The sequence below is a fragment of the Burkholderia sp. 22PA0106 genome, assembly GCF_047497155.1.
Lineage (GTDB): Bacteria > Pseudomonadota > Gammaproteobacteria > Burkholderiales > Burkholderiaceae > Burkholderia.
On the sequence record NZ_CP163163.1, the window covers coordinates 3819930 to 3836788 of the forward strand.

Here is a 16859-nt window from a genome sequence, read left to right on the forward strand (position 1 = left end):
CTCGGTGATTTTTGCCATTCCCGATTTCCGCAGTGGCGACGACTGCACGCGCAACGCGATGACTCGTCGCATCAGCAACGCTAAAAGCCGGCAACGTCAACGTGGCATTCGCTCGCACCAATAGAAATGACCCGGTCTTCGCATTCGCGAAGACCGGGTCATGTCGCACCGTGTGGCGCGTCGGAAAGCTTATGCCATGGCCGTGGTTTGCATCGCAGCCTGCACCATCAGGTCGACATCCTGCACGGTATTGTGAGAGCCGGTGTAGCCAACACCGTCAAGCACCGGCCGCCCTTCGTTCGCCGCAAGCTCCGACATTCCGGGCGCGCCACCCTCCGCCCGAAGCAGCTCCTGAGAGCCGGCACTCAGCACATCTGCCAACGCGAGCTCCGGCGTGTTGCTGCCCGCCCCGTCATCGGCCTGGGAACCCTCATCGCCTGCCTCGTGATGCATCCCGTCGAACAACGCGGCGAGCGACCGCGTCGATGCCATTGAGCCGCTGGTCGGCGTCGTGATGTCGAGCACCTGATTCGCGCCGCTCGGTTGCAGTATGGCGACGCTCACACCGCCATGCACACCGCCGACATCGGCCACGGTAGCTACCGCCTCCCCGCTCCCGCCATCGCGGGCGACCGTACCGGTGAGCGCTTGCTCGGCCTGCGGATCGAAGGTCGCGGATTGAACGCTCGCACCGACTCCGGGGCCGGAGAAGACGATGTCGTCCACCCAGTTCATGGTCATATCGTTCGATCGCCATTCTTCGTTGATTTCGACGCGCGTGAACTCCTTGCCGACATCGATATCGATCCGCTGATGCAGGCCGTCGGCGACCGTGTACCCGGGGGACGTGAAAATCAGGCTGCCGCTCTTGTCGTAAAAATACAGTTTGACGATCTCGCTCGACGTCACGTCGCCCAGATCGAACGACATGTGCGTGGCAGACCGCCCGTCATGCAGATCCAGCCGCACCCTGCCGGTGATGACCAGTGCGCGCGTGGGCGGGCGCTCGCTGATATAGAGGCTCGGCGCCGCGACACTTTCACCCGTCAACAAGCCCTCATGAAAAACGACGGCACCGGCCCCATTCGGGTCGATGCGGGTCACGTCGAAATAGCGGGTGGACGCGCGCTGACCGGCGACGTCCAAATATATTTCCGTCGGCAACGCGTTGAAATCCTCGAAAATGCTGCCTTCCACCGCGTAGTCGAAGCTCGCCGACGATGGGCTCGCATTGCCCGCGGGATCCCTGGCCGTGGCCGTCAACGCATGATGGCCGACCGTGGCCGTCATTTCAGACGGCAACTGGAACGTCCATTGGCTATCGGGGCCTGCCGTCGCGGTGCCGAGCAAAGCCTGGCCGTCATACACCTCGACCGTCGAATACGGCTCTGCATGGCCGGACAGTGTCGCGGAGATGCCGGACGACGCGTGATCGATGCTCGGCGGCGGCGGCGGAGTCACGTCGACCTCGATCATGTAAGCATTCGACGGCACGCTCTGCCCGGCCGCATTGCTTGCCCGAACCGACAGCCTGCACAAGCCGTCCGACAACGGTTGCGGCAATTGATACGTCCATGTTCCGTTCGGGCGGACCTTGACGGTGCCCACTTCGTTGTTGTCGACGCGGACGTGGATGATCGAGCCGACCTCACCGTGCCCGCTCAACACCGGGCGCGGGTCGTTCGTCAGCCCGGACTGGCTGATCAGGCCGGTGAGTGGCTCGACGTTGTCGGTCACGCTGTCGATGGTCGGGCGCGACGGTCGCTTGACTGCTGATTGATTTGGCATGAGCTGAACCTATCTGAAGCGGATTTCGGTGAAGATCCAATGCCGCGCACCCAACTGCAATCGCAATTGCGCAGCAGCGCGTCTATCGCGCAAATCGAGGTGGAACGGCTCGACGAGCCCGGAGTCGCGGTTCGGAGAAAAGAACCCCGATGCTTACGCATGGCGGCCACGCTCACCAACGGCGTGTACGGCAAACGCTGATATGGCTCAATCGATGCCCATAGCAAAATGAAATAGTTTTCGTCATGTGCCGACGTGCGACGCAGGCATCCCGACTGGATACAGCCGTGGCCCGACCTGAATCGGCCCGCACCAACGACATGGACCGGTCTTTGCCTTCGCGAAAACCGGGCCATGCATGCAACATGCAGTGCGCCGGGCCGCTTAGGCCATGAGCGTGGCCTGCATCGCGCTCTGCACCATCAGGTCGACATCCTGCGCGGCGTGGTGAACGCCGGTGTAGCCGGCATCGTCAAGCACCGATCGCCCTTCGTTTCCCGACACGCGTTCCGGCATGCCGGGCACCTGCGCGCCGCCATCCGCCCGAAACAGCTCCTGATGGCCAGCACCGCTCAACACGTCCGCCAACGACAGCTTCCGCGTGTTGTCGCCCGAGTCGATCATCGGCACGATCGACGATTCGCCGGTCAGCCCGGCCGCCGTGCCGTCGCTCGGCCCATCGCTGTGCCACACCCCGCTGTCGCGCCCCGCGTCGTCCACCACCGCGCTTGCGGCCGGCTGCGCCGGCACGACGATGTCGAAGCTCGCCGACGATTCGCTCACATTGCCCGCGAGATCCCTGGCCGTGGCCGTCAACGCGTGGGTGCCGGCCGCCATGTCGCCCGGCAGCGACAACGTCCATTGGCTGTTCGCGCCTGTCGTCGCGGTGCCACGCAAGGTGTCGCCTTCATACACGTTGATCGTCGAATACGGCTGCGCATGACCGGACAGCGTGGCGGGCCCTTCGGACGACGCGTGATCGATGGTCGGCAGCGGCGGCGGGGTCACGTCGACCTCGATCATGTACCCCTGCGACGGCAGGCTCTGCCCGGCCGAATTGCTCGCCCGAACCGACAGACGGTAAAAGCCGTCCGACAGCGGCTGCGGCAATTGATACGTCCACGCCCCGCCCGCGCCGACCTCCACGGTACCCACTTCGATGCTGTCGACGCGAATGTGGATGAGCGAGCCGACGTCGCCGTGCCCGCTCAACACCGGGCGCGGGTCGTTGGTCAGCCCGGCCTGGCCGATCACGCCGATGTCTGGCTGAACGTTGTCGGTCACGGTATCGATGGTCGGACGCGACGGTCGCTTGACTGCTGATTGTTTTGCCATGAGTTGAACCTCTCTGAAACGGATTTCGGTGAAGATCCAATGCCGCGCACCCAACTGCGATCACACAGCGGCGTACCTGTCACGCGAATCGATGCGGAACGGCTCGACGAGCCACGGATCAATGGTGCTGAGAAGGGATGCGGACCATTTCGCACGGTAACCCTGCGTATCGACGGCGCATTCGCCGCCCGATCGGGCGGCCACCGGCCCTCATCTGCGGGAAAGGCGTTGCGTAATGTACAGACGCACGCTCCCTGCACCCAAACCGGGCGCGACCGTTGCTTGACCTGAATCCAACATTGCATTCGACAGACCGCCGTAGCCGCCCGCGGGGGGCGTCCGATTGTCCCGGCGAAATCCGCTATACTTGCCGCCACTCGTCGCCGCGACAGCGGGGCGGGAACACTCGAATGACGCGCCGATTTGCTGACTCGATTGCGGGCGCGCGAACCCCAGCCACCAGGCCGCGGGTTCATTACAAATGCGGCTAAAGAGGTCGTCAGCCGCGCATCTTTCACTCCGCGCTTCGCCGACGCCATTTAGCCGCCCAGTCATAAGGCGGAACGAATGGAATCGATCGGCATCGTCGCTCCACAGACCATGCATTTCGCCGAACCGCTGCGGCTCCAGAGCGGCAGCGTGCTCGGCAACTACCAACTCGTCGTCGAAACCTACGGCGAACTGAACGCCGCGCGCTCGAACGCGGTGCTCGTGTGTCACGCGCTCAACGCCTCGCACCACGTCGCGGGCCTGTACGCGGACGATCCGCGCAGCACCGGTTGGTGGGACAACATGGTCGGGCCCGGCAAGCCGCTCGACACCAACCGCTTCTTCGTGATCGGCGTGAACAACCTCGGCTCGTGCTTCGGCTCGACCGGCCCGATGAGCATCGATCCGTCCACCGGCACGCAGTACGGCGCGCGCTTCCCGGTGGTGACGGTGGAGGATTGGGTCGACGCGCAGGCGCGCGTGGCCGATGCGTTCGGCATCGAGCGCTTCGCCGCGGTGATGGGCGGCAGCCTCGGCGGCATGCAGGCGCTGGCCTGGAGCCTGATGTACCCGGATCGCGTCGCGCACTGCATGGTGATCGCCTCGACGCCGAAGCTCTCGGCGCAGAACATCGCGTTCAACGAGGTGGCGCGCTCGGCGATCCTGTCCGATCCCGATTTCCACGGCGGCAACTACTACGCGCACAACGTGATTCCGCGTCGCGGCCTGCGCGTGGCGCGCATGATCGGCCACATCACCTACCTGTCGGACGACGACATGGCCGAGAAATTCGGCCGGGCGCTGCGCCGCGTCGACGGCGCGCTCGACGCCTACAACTTCAACTTCGACGTGGAATTCGAAGTGGAGTCGTACCTGCGCTACCAGGGCGACAAGTTCGCCGAATACTTCGACGCGAACACCTACCTGCTGATCACGCGCGCGCTCGACTACTTCGATCCGGCCAAGGCCTTCGAAGGCAACCTGAGCGCCGCACTGGCGAAGACCACCGCGAAATACCTGGTGGCCAGCTTCTCGACCGACTGGCGGTTCGCGCCGGCGCGCTCGCGCGAGCTGGTCAAGGCGCTGCTCGACAACCGCCGCGACGTCAGCTACGCCGAGATCGACGCCCCGCACGGCCACGACGCGTTCCTGCTGGACGACGCGCGCTATCACAACGTGGTGCGCGCCTATTACGAACGAATTGCCGCGGAGGTGGGCGCATGAACCAGCAAGCCTTGACGATGCTTTCGGCCCGGCCGGACTTCCGCGCGATCGCGCGCTGGGTCGAGCCGCGCTCCACCGTGCTCGACCTCGGCTGCGCCGATGGGTCGCTGCTGGCGCTGCTCGCGGAGGAACTCGAAGTGAGCGGCTACGGCATCGAGATCAACGATGCGGGCGTGCTGGGCTGCGTGAAGAACGGCGTGCACGTGATCCAGCAGAACCTGGAAGACGGGCTGCGCCTGTTCGAGGATCAGAGCTTCGATTTCGCGATCCTCTCGCAGACCTTGCAGACCATCCACCAGACCGCCGCGATCCTGCGCGAGACCGTGCGCGTGGGCCGCGAATGCATCGTGTCGTTCCCGAATTTCGGTTACTGGGCGCATCGCTTGTCGGTGCTGCGCGGGCGCATGCCGGTGTCGAAATCGCTGCCGCACCAGTGGCACAACACGCCGAACGTGCGGGTGCTGACGATCAAGGATTTCGAGGCGCTCGCGCCCGAAGTCGGCATCGAGATCCTCGATCGGGCCGTGCTGCATGGCGGCCAGCCGGTACGCTGGGGCGCGAACTGGCGTGGTAGTCTTGCCGTCTATCGCGTCAAGCGAGCCCATCCCTGACGATTCTTCATGACCTCTCCCGAGCAGCGCGACACGCCGGCGCTGGCCGCACACGATGACCACCCCGGCTGGCGCGCCTACCTGAACAAACGCACGCTGATCTGCGTATTTCTGGGCTTCACCTCCGGCCTACCGTTGTTCACGCTGATCTACCTGGTGCAGGCGTGGTTGCGTTCGGAAGGGGTCAACCTGAAGGAAATCGGCCTGTTCGCGCTGATCCAGATTCCCTACACGTGGAAGTTCGTCTGGGCGCCGCTGATGGACCGCTTCGTGCCGCGCCTGCCGGGCTGGCGGCCCGGGCGGCGGCGCGGCTGGATGCTGGTCACGCAATTGCTGGTGGCGGTGGCGATCGGCACGCTCGGCTTCGTCTCGCCGCGCGATTCGATCTGGACCGTCGCCGCGCTGGCCACCCTGGTGGCGTTCTTCGGCGCCAGCTCGGACATCGTGATCGACGCCTATCGCCGCGAGCTGCTGCACGACACCGAACAGGGGCTCGGCAATGCCGTCCACGTCAACGCCTACAAGATCGCCGCGCTGGTGCCCGGCTCGCTGTCGCTGATCCTCTCCGATCACCTGCCGTGGAGCCTCGTGTTCATCGTCACGGCCCTGTTCATGCTGCCGGGCATGGCGATGACGCTGTGCGTGCGCGAGCCTGAAGTGCGCGGCACGCCGCCTAAGAACCTGCGCGAAGCCGTGGTGCTGCCGTTCAGCGAATTCCTGCAACGCGGCGGCTGGCGCAACGCGCTGCTGGTGCTCGGCTTCATCTTCCTGTTCAAGCTCGGCGACACGATGGCGACCACGCTGTCGACCTCGTTCTTCCTCGACATCGGCTTCAACAAGACTCAGATCGGCGTGCTCGCCAAGACCACCGCGTTCTGGGCCAGCCTGGCCGGCGGCATCCTGGGCGGCGTCTGGCTCGTCAAGATCGGCATCGCGCGCGGGTTGTGGATCTTCGGCTTGATTCAGATCGTCTCGACGCTCGGTTTCGCGTGGCTCGCCAAGGCCGGCCCCGATCCGGTGCTGATGGCGGGCGTCTACGGCTTCGAAACGTTCTCGACCGGCCTCACGCTGGCCGCCTTCACGGCCTATATCGCCAGCACCACCGATCCGCGCTATACGGCCACGCAGTTCGCGCTGTTCACGAGCCTGGCTTCGGTGCCGCGCACGCTGGCCTCGGCGTCGAGCGGCTTCATCGTCGCGCAGATCGGCTGGCTCGATTACTTCCTGGTGTGCGCGGCGCTCGGCATTCCGGGCATGTTGCTGCTGTTCAAGGTCGCGCCGTGGCGCGGCGGGCAGAGCGGAGCGGCCCGTGCGAGCTGAACTGGCCGCCACGCTCGGGCGAGCCGGCGCGCTGCTGGCCGGCTCGCTGCTGGCCTGCGCGGCCGGGCAGGCGTTCGCGGCCGGCGAGCCGGTGCACGGCACACATGCCACCACCAACGCGGTGGCCGCCGCCAATGGCGCGAACCACGCGGGCGGCCCGGTCGCGGCCTACGCGCCGCCGCCACGCAGCGTGCATTACGGCAACGCGTTCGCGTTCCGCAATCTGGTGTCGTCACCGATGCTCGAGCAGATCACGGCCGCGCAATACCAGCAGATGGTGCAGGCCGCGGCGCGCGCCGGCACGCTGGTGCCGGCCGGCGACCCGCGCGTGAAACGGCTGCGCGCCGACGTCGACCGGCTCGCGCCGTATGCGGTGAAGTGGAACGAACGCGTGAAGGACTGGCACTGGGACGTGAACGTGGTGCGCGCCCGCACCACCCGCATCGTCTGCCTGCCGGGCGGCAAGCTGCTGGTCGACAGTGGGCTGCTGGCGCGGCTCCATCCGAACGACGACGAACTCGGCGTGCTGGTGGCGCACGAAATCGCGCATGCGCTGCGCGAGCACGCGCGCGAAGGGTTGGGCGACATGCAGGTGCCGGCCACGCTCGGCACGAACCCGATCTCCTCGCTGTACGGCCTGACCGAGCCGCTGCCCGCGCAGCCCGACATCGCCGAGCGGCTGGCCACGCTGCGCTACGGCGCGACCGACGAAACCGAGGCCGACGTGATCGGCGGCGATATCGCCGCGCGCGCCGGCTTCGATCCGCGCTCGGCCATCACGCTGTGGGACAAGCTGGCCGTCGCGACGCGCGGCGACCGCCAGCATGGGTTCATCTACGCGCACCCGTACAGCAGGCATCGCCGTCAGGATCTGCTCAAACGGCTGGCCGACTGGATGCCGACCTATGCGAAGGCGATCGGCAAGCCGGTCGGGTTGTTGCCGTCCTACGCCGGCATCAGCGCGGTGCGGCCGGTTTCGGCGCGGCGTTGAGGGCTGGGTTTGCGCTTGGGTTGCGGGCCGCCTGGCCCGTATGAATGCGGCTTCATTGATGCTTCCACCCAGGCTTCCACGCCGCTTTTGCAACTGCTGCGCGTCATCGGCGCTGCCCTCACGCCGCGTCGGTCACGGCGCTCTCGCACGCCTCGTCACTCCACCTCCACCGCCGCATCGCTCGCCACCGCGCCGTTGGCCGACTGCACCCAGCGCACCTCATCGCCGGGGCTGCGGCCGAACATCCGCTTGAATTCGCGGCTGAACTGCGATGCGCTGACATAACCGACCCGCGCCGCCGCCACGCTCGCGCTCACGTTCTGCTGCACCAGCATCAGCCGCGCGTGGTGCAGGCGCGTGGCCTTCACGTACTGCATCGGCGAGGTGCCCGTCACGCGCCGGAAATGCGCGTGGAACACGGCCGCGCTCATGCCTGCCTCGGCCGCCAGCACGTCGACCGAATGCTCGCCGCCGAGATCGACGTGAATGCGCCGCAGCGCCTTCGCGATCCGGCCGAAGTGATGCTGCTGGGCCAGCGCCGCGCGAATCCCGTCGCCCTGCTCGCCGGTCAGCACGCGGTAGCCGATCTCGCGCATGATCGACGGCCCGAGCACGCGCGTGTCGTGCGGCGATTGCAGCACTTCGAGCAGGCGCAGCACGGCGTCGGCGAGCGGTGCGTCGAGCGGCGTCGAGCAGATGCTGTCCGGCTCGCTGACGGCCGCGCCGTGGGTTTCCTCCAGCAGCATCGCCAGCTCGGCGATCACGCCCAGATCGATGCGCACCGTGATCGCCAGGAACGGCCCGTGCGGCGCGGTATAGGTTTCGCACTCGAACGGCAGCGGCACCGACAGCACCAGATACTGCCGTTCGTCGTACACGAAGGTGCGCTCGCCGACATAGCCGACCTTGCGCCCCTGGCAGACGATCACGATGCTCGGCTCGTACAGCACCGGGCAGCGCGGCAACGTGGTGCTGACGCGCATGAAGCGCACGCCTTCGAGCGTCGCGTCGGTGACGCCGTCGCTCGGCGCGAGCTGGCCGAGCAGTTCGATGATGCGCTGCTGCACGCGCAGGTCGCCATCCGGAATCAAGGGTACGAAGCTCATGAGCCATCCGCCGCCGCAATAGGATCAGGCTTGCAATCTAGCATTGCGGGCCTCCACTGCGTGCTGCATCCGCACAATTCGAGAGGTTTAGGCAACGCTTCAAGACCTTCAGGTATATCGGCCGGCACCTCGCATCCTTAGTATGGGAACCCGTTTCGCACCCGACCGCCGTGTCGGCAGCCGGGCGAAGCGTTCCGAATTCAACAGTAAGGAGCCCTCCCATGAGCACGACTTACGCCTACGCGGCGCAGAGCGCGACCAGCCCGCTCGCCGCCACCGAAATCCAGCGCCGTGAACTGCGCGATCTCGACGTCCAGATCGAGATCCTCTACTGCGGCGTCTGCCACTCGGATCTGCATCAGGCCCGCAATGAATGGAAGAACTCGGTGTACCCGGTGGTGCCCGGCCATGAAATCGTCGGCCGCGTGAGCGCCGTCGGCCCGGACGTCACGCGCTTCAAGACCGGTGAGCTGGTCGGCGTCGGCTGCCTGGTCGATTCGTGCCGCACCTGCCCGAGCTGCGGCGAAGGCCTGGAGCAGTATTGCGAAAACGGCTGGGTCGGCACCTACAACGGCAACGATCGCGTCACCGGCGACCTGACGTTCGGCGGCTACTCGTCGCAGATCGTGGTCGACGAAGCGTTCGTGCTGCGCGTGCCGGAGTCGCTCGATCCGGCCGCCGCCGCGCCGCTGCTGTGCGCCGGCATCACCACCTACTCGCCGCTGCGCACCTGGGGCGCCGGCCCCGGCAAGAAGGTCGGCATCGTCGGCCTGGGCGGCCTCGGCCACATGGGCGTGAAAATCGCCCGTGCGATGGGCGCGCACGTCGTGCTGTTCACCACCTCGCCGTCGAAGATCGAAGACGGCAAGCGCCTGGGCGCGCACGAAGTGGTCATCTCGAAGGATGAAGCGCAAATGAACGCGCACCTGAACAGCTTCGACCTGATCGTCAACACGGTGGCGGCCACCCACGACCTGAACCCGTTCCTGAACCTGCTCAAGCGCGACGGCACGATGGCGCTGGTCGGTGCACCGGAGCACGATCACCCGTCGCCGCAGGTGTTCAACCTGATCATGAAGCGCCGCCGCCTGGCCGGCTCGCTGATCGGCGGCATCGCCGAGACGCAGGAAATGCTCGATTTCTGCGCCGAGCACGGCATCGTGTCGGACATCGAACTGATCAAGATCCAGGACATCAACGCCGCCTACGAGCGCATGCTCAAGAGCGACGTGAAGTACCGCTTCGTGATCGACAACGCCTCGCTGCAGCCGGCTGCATAAGGGCTTTGCACTGCCGATGAAAAAACGCCGCCGGGAGCGATCCCGGCGGCGTTTTTCTTTACGTACCCTTGATGGGCGCCGGCGCGCGCGTTACTTGTAGTCGTAATCCACCGTCAGCGGCGCGTGGTCGCTGAACTTGATGTCGCGGAAGATCGTCGTCTGCTTGGCCGTGCTGGCCACGCCGGCCGTCGCGAGCTGGTAATCGATGCGCCACCCGACGTTCTTCGCGTAGGCCTGGCCGCGGTTGCTCCACCACGTGTATTGATCGGGGCGCGGGTCGAGCGTGCGGAACACGTCCACGTAGCCCACGTCGTCGAACAGCTTGGTCAGCCACGCGCGCTCTTCCGGCAGGCAGCCCGAGTTCTTCTGGTTGCTCTTCCAGTTGCGGATGTCGATTTCCTTGTGGACGATGTTCACGTCGCCGCACAGGATCACCTCGCGCTTGGCCTTCAGCTCGGCCAGGTGCGGCATGAATTCGTCCATGAAACGGTACTTGGCCTGCTGGCGCTCCTCGCCGCTCGACCCGGACGGCACGTAGACCGAAATCACCGACAGCTTGCCGAAGCGCGCCTCGACATAGCGCCCCTCGGCGTCGAACTCGCTGCTGCCGTAGCCGATGATCACGTCGTCCGGCTCGCGGCGCGTGTAGAGGCCCGCGCCGCTGTAGCCCTTCTTCTGCGCGTGGTGGAAATAGCCCTGGAAACCGTGCGGCGCGACGAATTCGGCCGGCAGGTCGTCGGCCGACACCTTGATTTCCTGCACGCAGACGCAATCGGCCGTCTGATCGCCGAGCCAGTCGAAAAAGCCCTTCTTCGCGGCCGAGCGGATGCCGTTCAAATTCGCCGTGATGACACGCAGCATGATGTGATTCCGTTCAGTGTTCGGTGAGTGGGAGGGGGAGCGAGCGAGGCGGCCGGCCAGCCGGCGGTCACTCGACTCACTCGATCGTCACGCCCTTCAGTTCGGGTTTGGCGGCCGGATAGTCGAGCTTCATCGCGGCCAGCTCGCGCAGCAGCAATTCGGCCACCATGACGTTGCGGTGCGTCTTGGAATCGGCCGGGATCACGTACCACGGCGCGTGCGGCGCGGAGGTGGCGGCGATCGCGTCGCGGTAGGCGGCCTGGTAGGCGTCCCAATGCTTGCGCGCCTCGATGTCGGACAGGTCGAACTTCCAGTGCTTGTCGGGGTTGTCGATGCGCGATTGCAGGCGCTCGCGCTGCTCGTCCTTCGAGATGTGCAGGAAGCACTTGACGATGGTGGTGCCCGATTCGTGCAGCATGGTTTCGAATTCGCGGATCTGCCGATAGCGGCGCGCGCATTCGTCGGCATCGATCGCGCCGATCACGCGCGGCACCAGCACATCCTCGTAATGGCTGCGATTGAAGATGGTCAGCTCGCCCGCGGCCGGCGCCTGCGCATGCACGCGCCAGAGGAAATCGTGCGCCAGCTCCACGGCGGTGGGCGCCTTGAACGGCACCACGCGCAGGCCCAGCGGATCGACCTCGTGGAACACGGCGCGCACCGTGCCGTCCTTGCCGCTGGTATCCATGCCCTGCAACACCAGCAGCAGGCGCTTGCGCGATTGCGTGTGGAGCCGGTCCTGCAAGGCGTCGATCTGCACCGATACCTCGGACAGCCGCGCCCGATCCGCCTCTTTCGAGCCGGCCGAGAACGGCTTGTCGCCGGCCTCGAAGCGGTCGAGCCGGAAGCCGGCCGCCGCTTTTTCGTCGGTGTGATACGGCACGCGGAAATCGTCGAGCGATGCTTGCTTGGCCATCTATGCCTCCGGGCGGGACAGGGTTCGGGCTGCATGCCGCGCGAGCCGCCGCGACACGAACCGACGAGCATAACGCAACGGGCCGCCGCCGGCAGCCTGCCCGGCAGCGGCCCGCGAGCGCGGCCGCATCATCGGCCGCGCGATGCTCAACCGAGCTTCTTTTTCAGCAGTTCGTTGACCTGGGCCGGGTTCGCCTTGCCCTTGGTCGCCTTCATCGCCTGGCCGACCAGCGCGTTGAACGCCTTCTCCTTGCCCGCGCGGAATTCCTCGACCGATTTCGCGTTGGCGGCCAGCACCTCGTCGATGATCGCTTCGAGCGCGCCGGTGTCGGAGATCTGCTTGAGCCCCTTCGCCTCGATGATGCGATCGGCCGCGGCTTCGTCGGTGGCCTGTTCGTCCCAGATCGCCTGGAAGATTTCCTTGGCGATCTTGTTCGAGATCGTGCCGTCGGCGATGCGTTGCAGCACCAGCGCGAACTGCGCGGCCGACACCGGGCACGCGTCGATCTCGATGCCTTCGCGGTTCAGCAGCGACGACACGTCGCCCATCAGCCAGTTGGCGGCCGTCTTGGCGTTGGCGGCGCCGGCCTTGGCGACCACCGCTTCGAAATAGGCGGCCATCGCCTTGCTGGCGGTCAGCACCACGGCGTCATAGGCCGTCACGCCGTACTGCTCGACGAAGCGCTGCTGCATCGCGGCCGGCAGCTCCGGCATTTCACTGCGCACGCGCTCGATCCACTTCGGATCGATCACCACCGGCAACAGGTCCGGATCGGGGAAATAGCGGTAATCCTGCGCGTCTTCCTTGCTGCGCATCGAGCGCGTCTCGCGCTTGTCCGGATCGTAGAGGCGGGTTTCCTGCACCACTTCGCCGCCGTCCTCGATCAGCTCGATCTGGCGGCGCACCTCGTAGTTGATCGCCTCTTCGAGGAAGCGGAACGAGTTCAGGTTCTTGATTTCGGCACGCGTGCCGAACTTCTCCTGACCGACCGGGCGCACCGACACGTTGGCGTCGCAGCGGAACGACCCTTCCTGCATGTTGCCGTCGCAGATGCCGAGCCACATCACCAGCGCGTGCAGCGCCTTCGCATAGGCCACGGCCTCGGCCGCGCTGCGCATTTCCGGCTCGGTGACGATTTCGAGCAGCGGCGTGCCGGCGCGGTTCAGATCGATGCCGGTCATGTCGGCGAAATCTTCGTGCAGCGACTTGCCGGCATCTTCTTCCAGATGCGCGCGGGTCAGGTTGATGACCTTGGAATAGGCTTCCTTGCCGGCTTTTTCGTTGGCCGGCACCTGGATCGTGACCTTGCCGCCCTGCACCACCGGAATTTCGTACTGGCTGATCTGATAGCCCTTCGGCAGATCCGGGTAGAAATAATTCTTGCGCGCGAAGATGCTGCGCGGCGCCACCACCGCGTCCACCGCGAGGCCGAGCCGGATCGCGCGCTCGACCGCGCCGCGGTTCAGCACCGGCAGCACGCCCGGCAGCGCGAGATCGACCGCGCAGGCCTGAGTGTTGGGTTCGGCGCCGAACTGCGTCGACGCGCCGGAGAAGATCTTCGACGCCGTCGACAGTTGCGCGTGCGTCTCCAGACCGATAACGACTTCCCACTGGGCCATGTTCTTAGACTCCTGCCGGAACTTGCTTGTGCCAATCGGTCGCGCGCTGGAACGCGTCGGCGACCTGCAGCATCCGGGCTTCGTTGAAATAGTTGCCGATGATCTGCAGGCCGACCGGGCGCTGCGCGTTCGCGCCGGCGCCGAAGCCGCACGGCACGCTCATGCCGGGCAGCCCGGCCAGGCTCACCGACAGCGTGTAGATGTCGGCCAGATACATCTGGACCGGATCGTCGCCCTTGGCGCCGAGATCCCAGGCCACGCTCGGCGACGCCGGCCCCATGATCACGTCGCACTGCTCGAACGCGTTCTGGAAATCCTGCGCGATGATGCGGCGGATTTTCTGCGCCTGCAGGTAGTAGGCGTCGTAATAGCCGTGCGACAGCACGTAGGCGCCCACCATGATGCGGCGCTTCACTTCCGGGCCGAAGCCTTCGGCGCGCGACTTCTTGTACATGTCCTGCAGATCGCGGTATTGCGCCGCGCGATGGCCGTAGCGCACGCCGTCGAAACGCGACAGGTTCGACGACGCCTCGGCCGGCGCGATCACGTAATACACGGGGATCGACAGCTCGGTCTTCGGCAGCGACACCGGCACCAGCTTGGCGCCGAGCGCTTCGTACTGCTTGAGCGCGGCGTCGATCGCGGCGCGCACGTCGGCGGCCAGGCCATCGCCGAAATATTCGTTCGGCAGGCCGATGCGCAGGCCGGCCAGCGGCTTGTCGGCCGGCGCGTCCGGGGTCCAGCCCTGGCCGACGTAGCGGCCGAAATCTTCATCGTCGCGTTCGAGGCTGGTGGAATCGCGTTCGTCGAAACCGGCCATCGCGTTGAGCAGCAGCGCGCAATCGGCGGCGGTTTGCGCCATCGGGCCGCCCTGGTCGAGCGACGAGGCGAACGCGATCATGCCGTAGCGCGACACGCGGCCGTAGGTCGGCTTGATGCCGGTGATGCCGGTAAACGACGCCGGCTGACGGATCGAGCCGCCCGTATCGGTGCCGGTGGCGGCCGGCGCGAGGCGCGCGGCCACGGCGGCCGAGCTGCCGCCCGAGCTGCCGCCCGGCACGGCCTGGTGATCCCACGGGTTCTTGACCGCGCCGAACGCCGAATTCTCGTTGGACGAACCCATCGCGAATTCGTCCATGTTGGTCTTGCCGAGCGTGACCATGCCGGCCGCGGCGAGCCGCGCGACCACGGTGGCGTCGAACGGGCTCGTGTAGTTGGCGAGCATCTTCGAGCCGGCCGTCGAGCGCCAGCCGCGCGTGACGAACACGTCCTTGTGCGCGATCGGCAGGCCGGCCAGCGGGCCGGCGTTGCCGGCGGCGCGCGCGGCGTCGGCGGCGCGCGCCTGCGCGAGCGTCAGCTCCGGATCGACGTGGACGAAGGCGTTGAGCTCGCCGGCCGCGTCGATACGCTGCAGGTAGAGCTGCGCCAGCTCGACGGCCGAGGTTTGGCCGGCGTCGAGCGCGGCGCGCAGTTCGGTCAGACTTTTTGCGTGCATTGCGGGAGGATTCCTGGATTCTGGGGGGCCCGCGGCGGGCCGCGGGCCGGGACGGCGCTGGCCGGCCGCGCTTATTCGATCACCTTGGGCACGAGGAACAGGCCGTCCTGGACGGCGGGCGCGGCGCGCTGATTCTCGTCGCGATTCACCTGCTCGGTGACGGCGTCCTCGCGCAGGCGCTGCTCGACGGCCTGGATCTGCTCGATCGGATGGGCCAGTGGCGCGATGTCGCGTGTGTCGACGGCGCGCATCTGCTCGACGAGGCCGAAGAAATCGTTGAGCTGGTTCAGCGTGTGTTCGGCCTCGGCATCGGCGATCTCGAGCCGCGCCAGGTGCGCGATGCGTTTCACATCGTTCAGGGTCAAAGCCATGCGTTTCACCGGGAAAACTGGGCTTGCGCGACGCATTGGAAGCCGCGCCGCAACAGGGGGTTGGAGGACTCGTTCGAACCCTCAAAATCGGGTACGAAGCGGTGAATTGACGGTCCGTTTGGGTTCAAATACCCAGAAATTATAAGGTATCATTACGCGTTCGACCCAGCCCCGGACCATCCCCCTCGCACGGCAACCGTTAGCTGCAAGCCGGCTGCAAGCTCAGCCGCCTGCCAAGCGGGGCGCGCGACGGTCCCGGTAGATTGCACCCGCAGCTTCGCGTTCCAGCGGCGGCCATGCCCGCCCGATCCGAGGCTGTTATTTTTTCCGCCGCCACCCTTGCGCGCCATGTCAGCGCGGGGGCGGCCCAGAGCGAGACAGGATTCTGAATGTTCGGTTTTTTGCGCAGCTACTTCTCCAACGATCTCGCGATCGATCTCGGCACCGCAAACACCCTCATCTACATGCGCGGCAAGGGCATCGTCCTCGATGAGCCGTCCGTCGTGTCGATCCGCCAGGAAGGCGGCCCCAACGGCAAGAAGACGATCCAGGCCGTCGGCAAGGAAGCCAAGCAGATGCTCGGCAAGGTGCCGGGCAACATCGAGGCGATCCGGCCGATGAAAGACGGCGTGATCGCCGACTTCACCGTCACCGAGCAGATGATCAAGCAGTTCATCAAGACGGCGCACGAGTCGCGGATGTTCTCGCCCTCGCCGCGCATCATCATCTGCGTGCCGTGCGGTTCGACCCAGGTCGAGCGCCGCGCGATCAAGGAAGCCGCGCACGGCGCCGGCGCCTCGCAGGTCTACCTGATCGAGGAGCCGATGGCCGCCGCGATCGGCGCGGGCCTGCCGGTGTCGGAAGCCACCGGCTCGATGGTGGTCGACATCGGCGGCGGCACCACCGAAGTGGGCGTGATCTCGCTGGGCGGCATCGTCTACAAGGGTTCGGTGCGCGTCGGCGGCGACAAGTTCGACGAGGCGATCGTCAACTACATCCGCCGCAACTACGGCATGCTGATCGGCGAGCAAACCGCCGAAGCGATCAAGAAGCAAATCGGCTCGGCGTTCCCCGGCTCCGAAGTCAAGGAAATGGAAGTGAAGGGCCGCAACCTGTCGGAAGGCATTCCGCGCAGCTTCACGATCTCCAGCAACGAAATCCTCGAAGCGCTGACCGATCCGCTGAACCAGATCGTCTCGTCGGTGAAGATCGCGCTCGAACAAACCCCGCCGGAACTGGGCGCGGATATCGCCGAGCGCGGCATGATGCTGACCGGCGGCGGCGCGCTGCTGCGCGATCTGGATCGCCTGCTGGCCGAGGAAACGGGCCTGCCGGTGCTGGTCGCCGAAGATCCGCTGACCTGCGTGGTGCGTGGCTCGGGCATGGCGCTCGAACGCATGGACAAGCTCGGCAGCATCTTCTCGTACGAGTAACCCCCGCTCCGGGGCCGCGC

14 protein-coding genes are annotated in these 16859 nt (G+C 66.2%); 6 read left to right on the plus strand and 8 right to left on the minus strand.

Going from position 1 to position 16859, the window contains the following annotated elements; translation table 11 throughout:
- Window positions 1–189: 189 nt before the first annotated feature.
- Both AB4850_RS32055 and AB4850_RS32060 read right to left on the minus strand, forming a co-directional pair.
- Window positions 190–1737 carry an Ig-like domain-containing protein gene (locus AB4850_RS32055; RefSeq protein WP_414443414.1) on the minus strand — a complete coding sequence of 516 codons (1548 nt, stop codon included), beginning with the start codon at window positions 1735–1737 and terminating at the stop codon, window positions 190–192.
- A 435-nt stretch (window positions 1738–2172) separates the two neighbouring features.
- The gene (locus tag AB4850_RS32060; RefSeq protein ID WP_414443415.1) at window positions 2173–3123 is read right to left on the minus strand and encodes an Ig-like domain-containing protein; all 951 of its coding nucleotides are present in this window, start codon (window positions 3121–3123) and stop codon (window positions 2173–2175) included.
- 567 nt (window positions 3124–3690) lie between these two features.
- Between AB4850_RS32060 and metX the strand changes: the two genes are divergently transcribed.
- From metX to AB4850_RS32080, 4 genes are read left to right on the plus strand one after another with little or no spacing between them, the layout of a single operon-like run.
- Window positions 3691–4836, plus strand: coding sequence for a homoserine O-succinyltransferase MetX (gene metX / locus AB4850_RS32065; protein WP_414443416.1), 1146 nt, complete (start codon window positions 3691–3693; stop codon window positions 4834–4836).
- Window positions 4833–5447: a methionine biosynthesis protein MetW gene (gene metW, locus AB4850_RS32070; RefSeq protein WP_206130051.1), complete on the plus strand. Its 615-nt coding sequence runs from the start codon at window positions 4833–4835 to the stop codon at window positions 5445–5447. Before metX ends, metW begins: the two co-directional genes overlap by 4 nt.
- A gap of 9 nt (window positions 5448–5456) precedes the next feature.
- On the plus strand, window positions 5457–6767 hold the full coding sequence (locus tag AB4850_RS32075) for an AmpG family muropeptide MFS transporter (RefSeq protein ID WP_414443417.1): 1311 nt from the start codon (window positions 5457–5459) through the stop codon (window positions 6765–6767).
- Window positions 6757–7758, plus strand: a complete 1002-nt coding sequence (locus tag AB4850_RS32080; protein ID WP_414443418.1) for a M48 family metallopeptidase — start codon at window positions 6757–6759, stop codon at window positions 7756–7758. The genes AB4850_RS32075 and AB4850_RS32080 overlap by 11 nt, the downstream gene beginning before the upstream one ends.
- A 155-nt stretch (window positions 7759–7913) precedes the next feature.
- On the opposite strand, the gene AB4850_RS32085 is transcribed toward AB4850_RS32080, so the two are convergent.
- Window positions 7914–8864, minus strand: a complete 951-nt coding sequence (locus tag AB4850_RS32085; RefSeq protein ID WP_414443419.1) for an AraC family transcriptional regulator — start codon at window positions 8862–8864, stop codon at window positions 7914–7916.
- A 221-nt stretch (window positions 8865–9085) separates the two neighbouring features.
- On the opposite strand from AB4850_RS32085, the gene AB4850_RS32090 reads away from it, so the two are divergent.
- Window positions 9086–10144 (plus strand): NAD(P)-dependent alcohol dehydrogenase, encoded by a 1059-nt coding sequence (locus AB4850_RS32090; protein WP_414443420.1) that lies wholly within the window; start codon window positions 9086–9088, stop codon window positions 10142–10144.
- 90 nt (window positions 10145–10234) lie between these two features.
- Here AB4850_RS32090 and AB4850_RS32095 read toward each other — a convergent pair whose 3' ends face one another.
- From AB4850_RS32095 to gatC, 5 genes are all read right to left on the minus strand, one after another.
- Window positions 10235–11005 (minus strand): exodeoxyribonuclease III, encoded by a 771-nt coding sequence (locus tag AB4850_RS32095; protein WP_414443421.1) that lies wholly within the window; start codon window positions 11003–11005, stop codon window positions 10235–10237.
- Between the two features lie 76 nt (window positions 11006–11081).
- Complete coding sequence (locus AB4850_RS32100) at window positions 11082–11921, minus strand: PPK2 family polyphosphate kinase (RefSeq protein ID WP_414443422.1); 840 nt, start codon at window positions 11919–11921, stop codon at window positions 11082–11084.
- Window positions 11922–12067: 146 nt separating this feature from the next.
- Entirely contained in the window at window positions 12068–13540 is a 1473-nt protein-coding gene (gene gatB / locus AB4850_RS32105) for an Asp-tRNA(Asn)/Glu-tRNA(Gln) amidotransferase subunit GatB (RefSeq protein WP_414443423.1), read from the minus strand.
- Between the two features lie 4 nt (window positions 13541–13544).
- Window positions 13545–15035 carry an Asp-tRNA(Asn)/Glu-tRNA(Gln) amidotransferase subunit GatA gene (gatA, locus tag AB4850_RS32110; RefSeq protein WP_414443424.1) on the minus strand — a complete coding sequence of 497 codons (1491 nt, stop codon included), beginning with the start codon at window positions 15033–15035 and terminating at the stop codon, window positions 13545–13547.
- A gap of 71 nt (window positions 15036–15106) precedes the next feature.
- Window positions 15107–15406: an Asp-tRNA(Asn)/Glu-tRNA(Gln) amidotransferase subunit GatC gene (gatC, locus tag AB4850_RS32115; protein ID WP_414443425.1), complete on the minus strand. Its 300-nt coding sequence runs from the start codon at window positions 15404–15406 to the stop codon at window positions 15107–15109.
- Between the two features lie 389 nt (window positions 15407–15795).
- On the opposite strand from gatC, the gene AB4850_RS32120 reads away from it, so the two are divergent.
- Window positions 15796–16839, plus strand: coding sequence for a rod shape-determining protein (locus AB4850_RS32120; protein WP_414443426.1), 1044 nt, complete (start codon window positions 15796–15798; stop codon window positions 16837–16839).
- The last annotated feature ends 20 nt before the right edge of the window (window positions 16840–16859 follow it).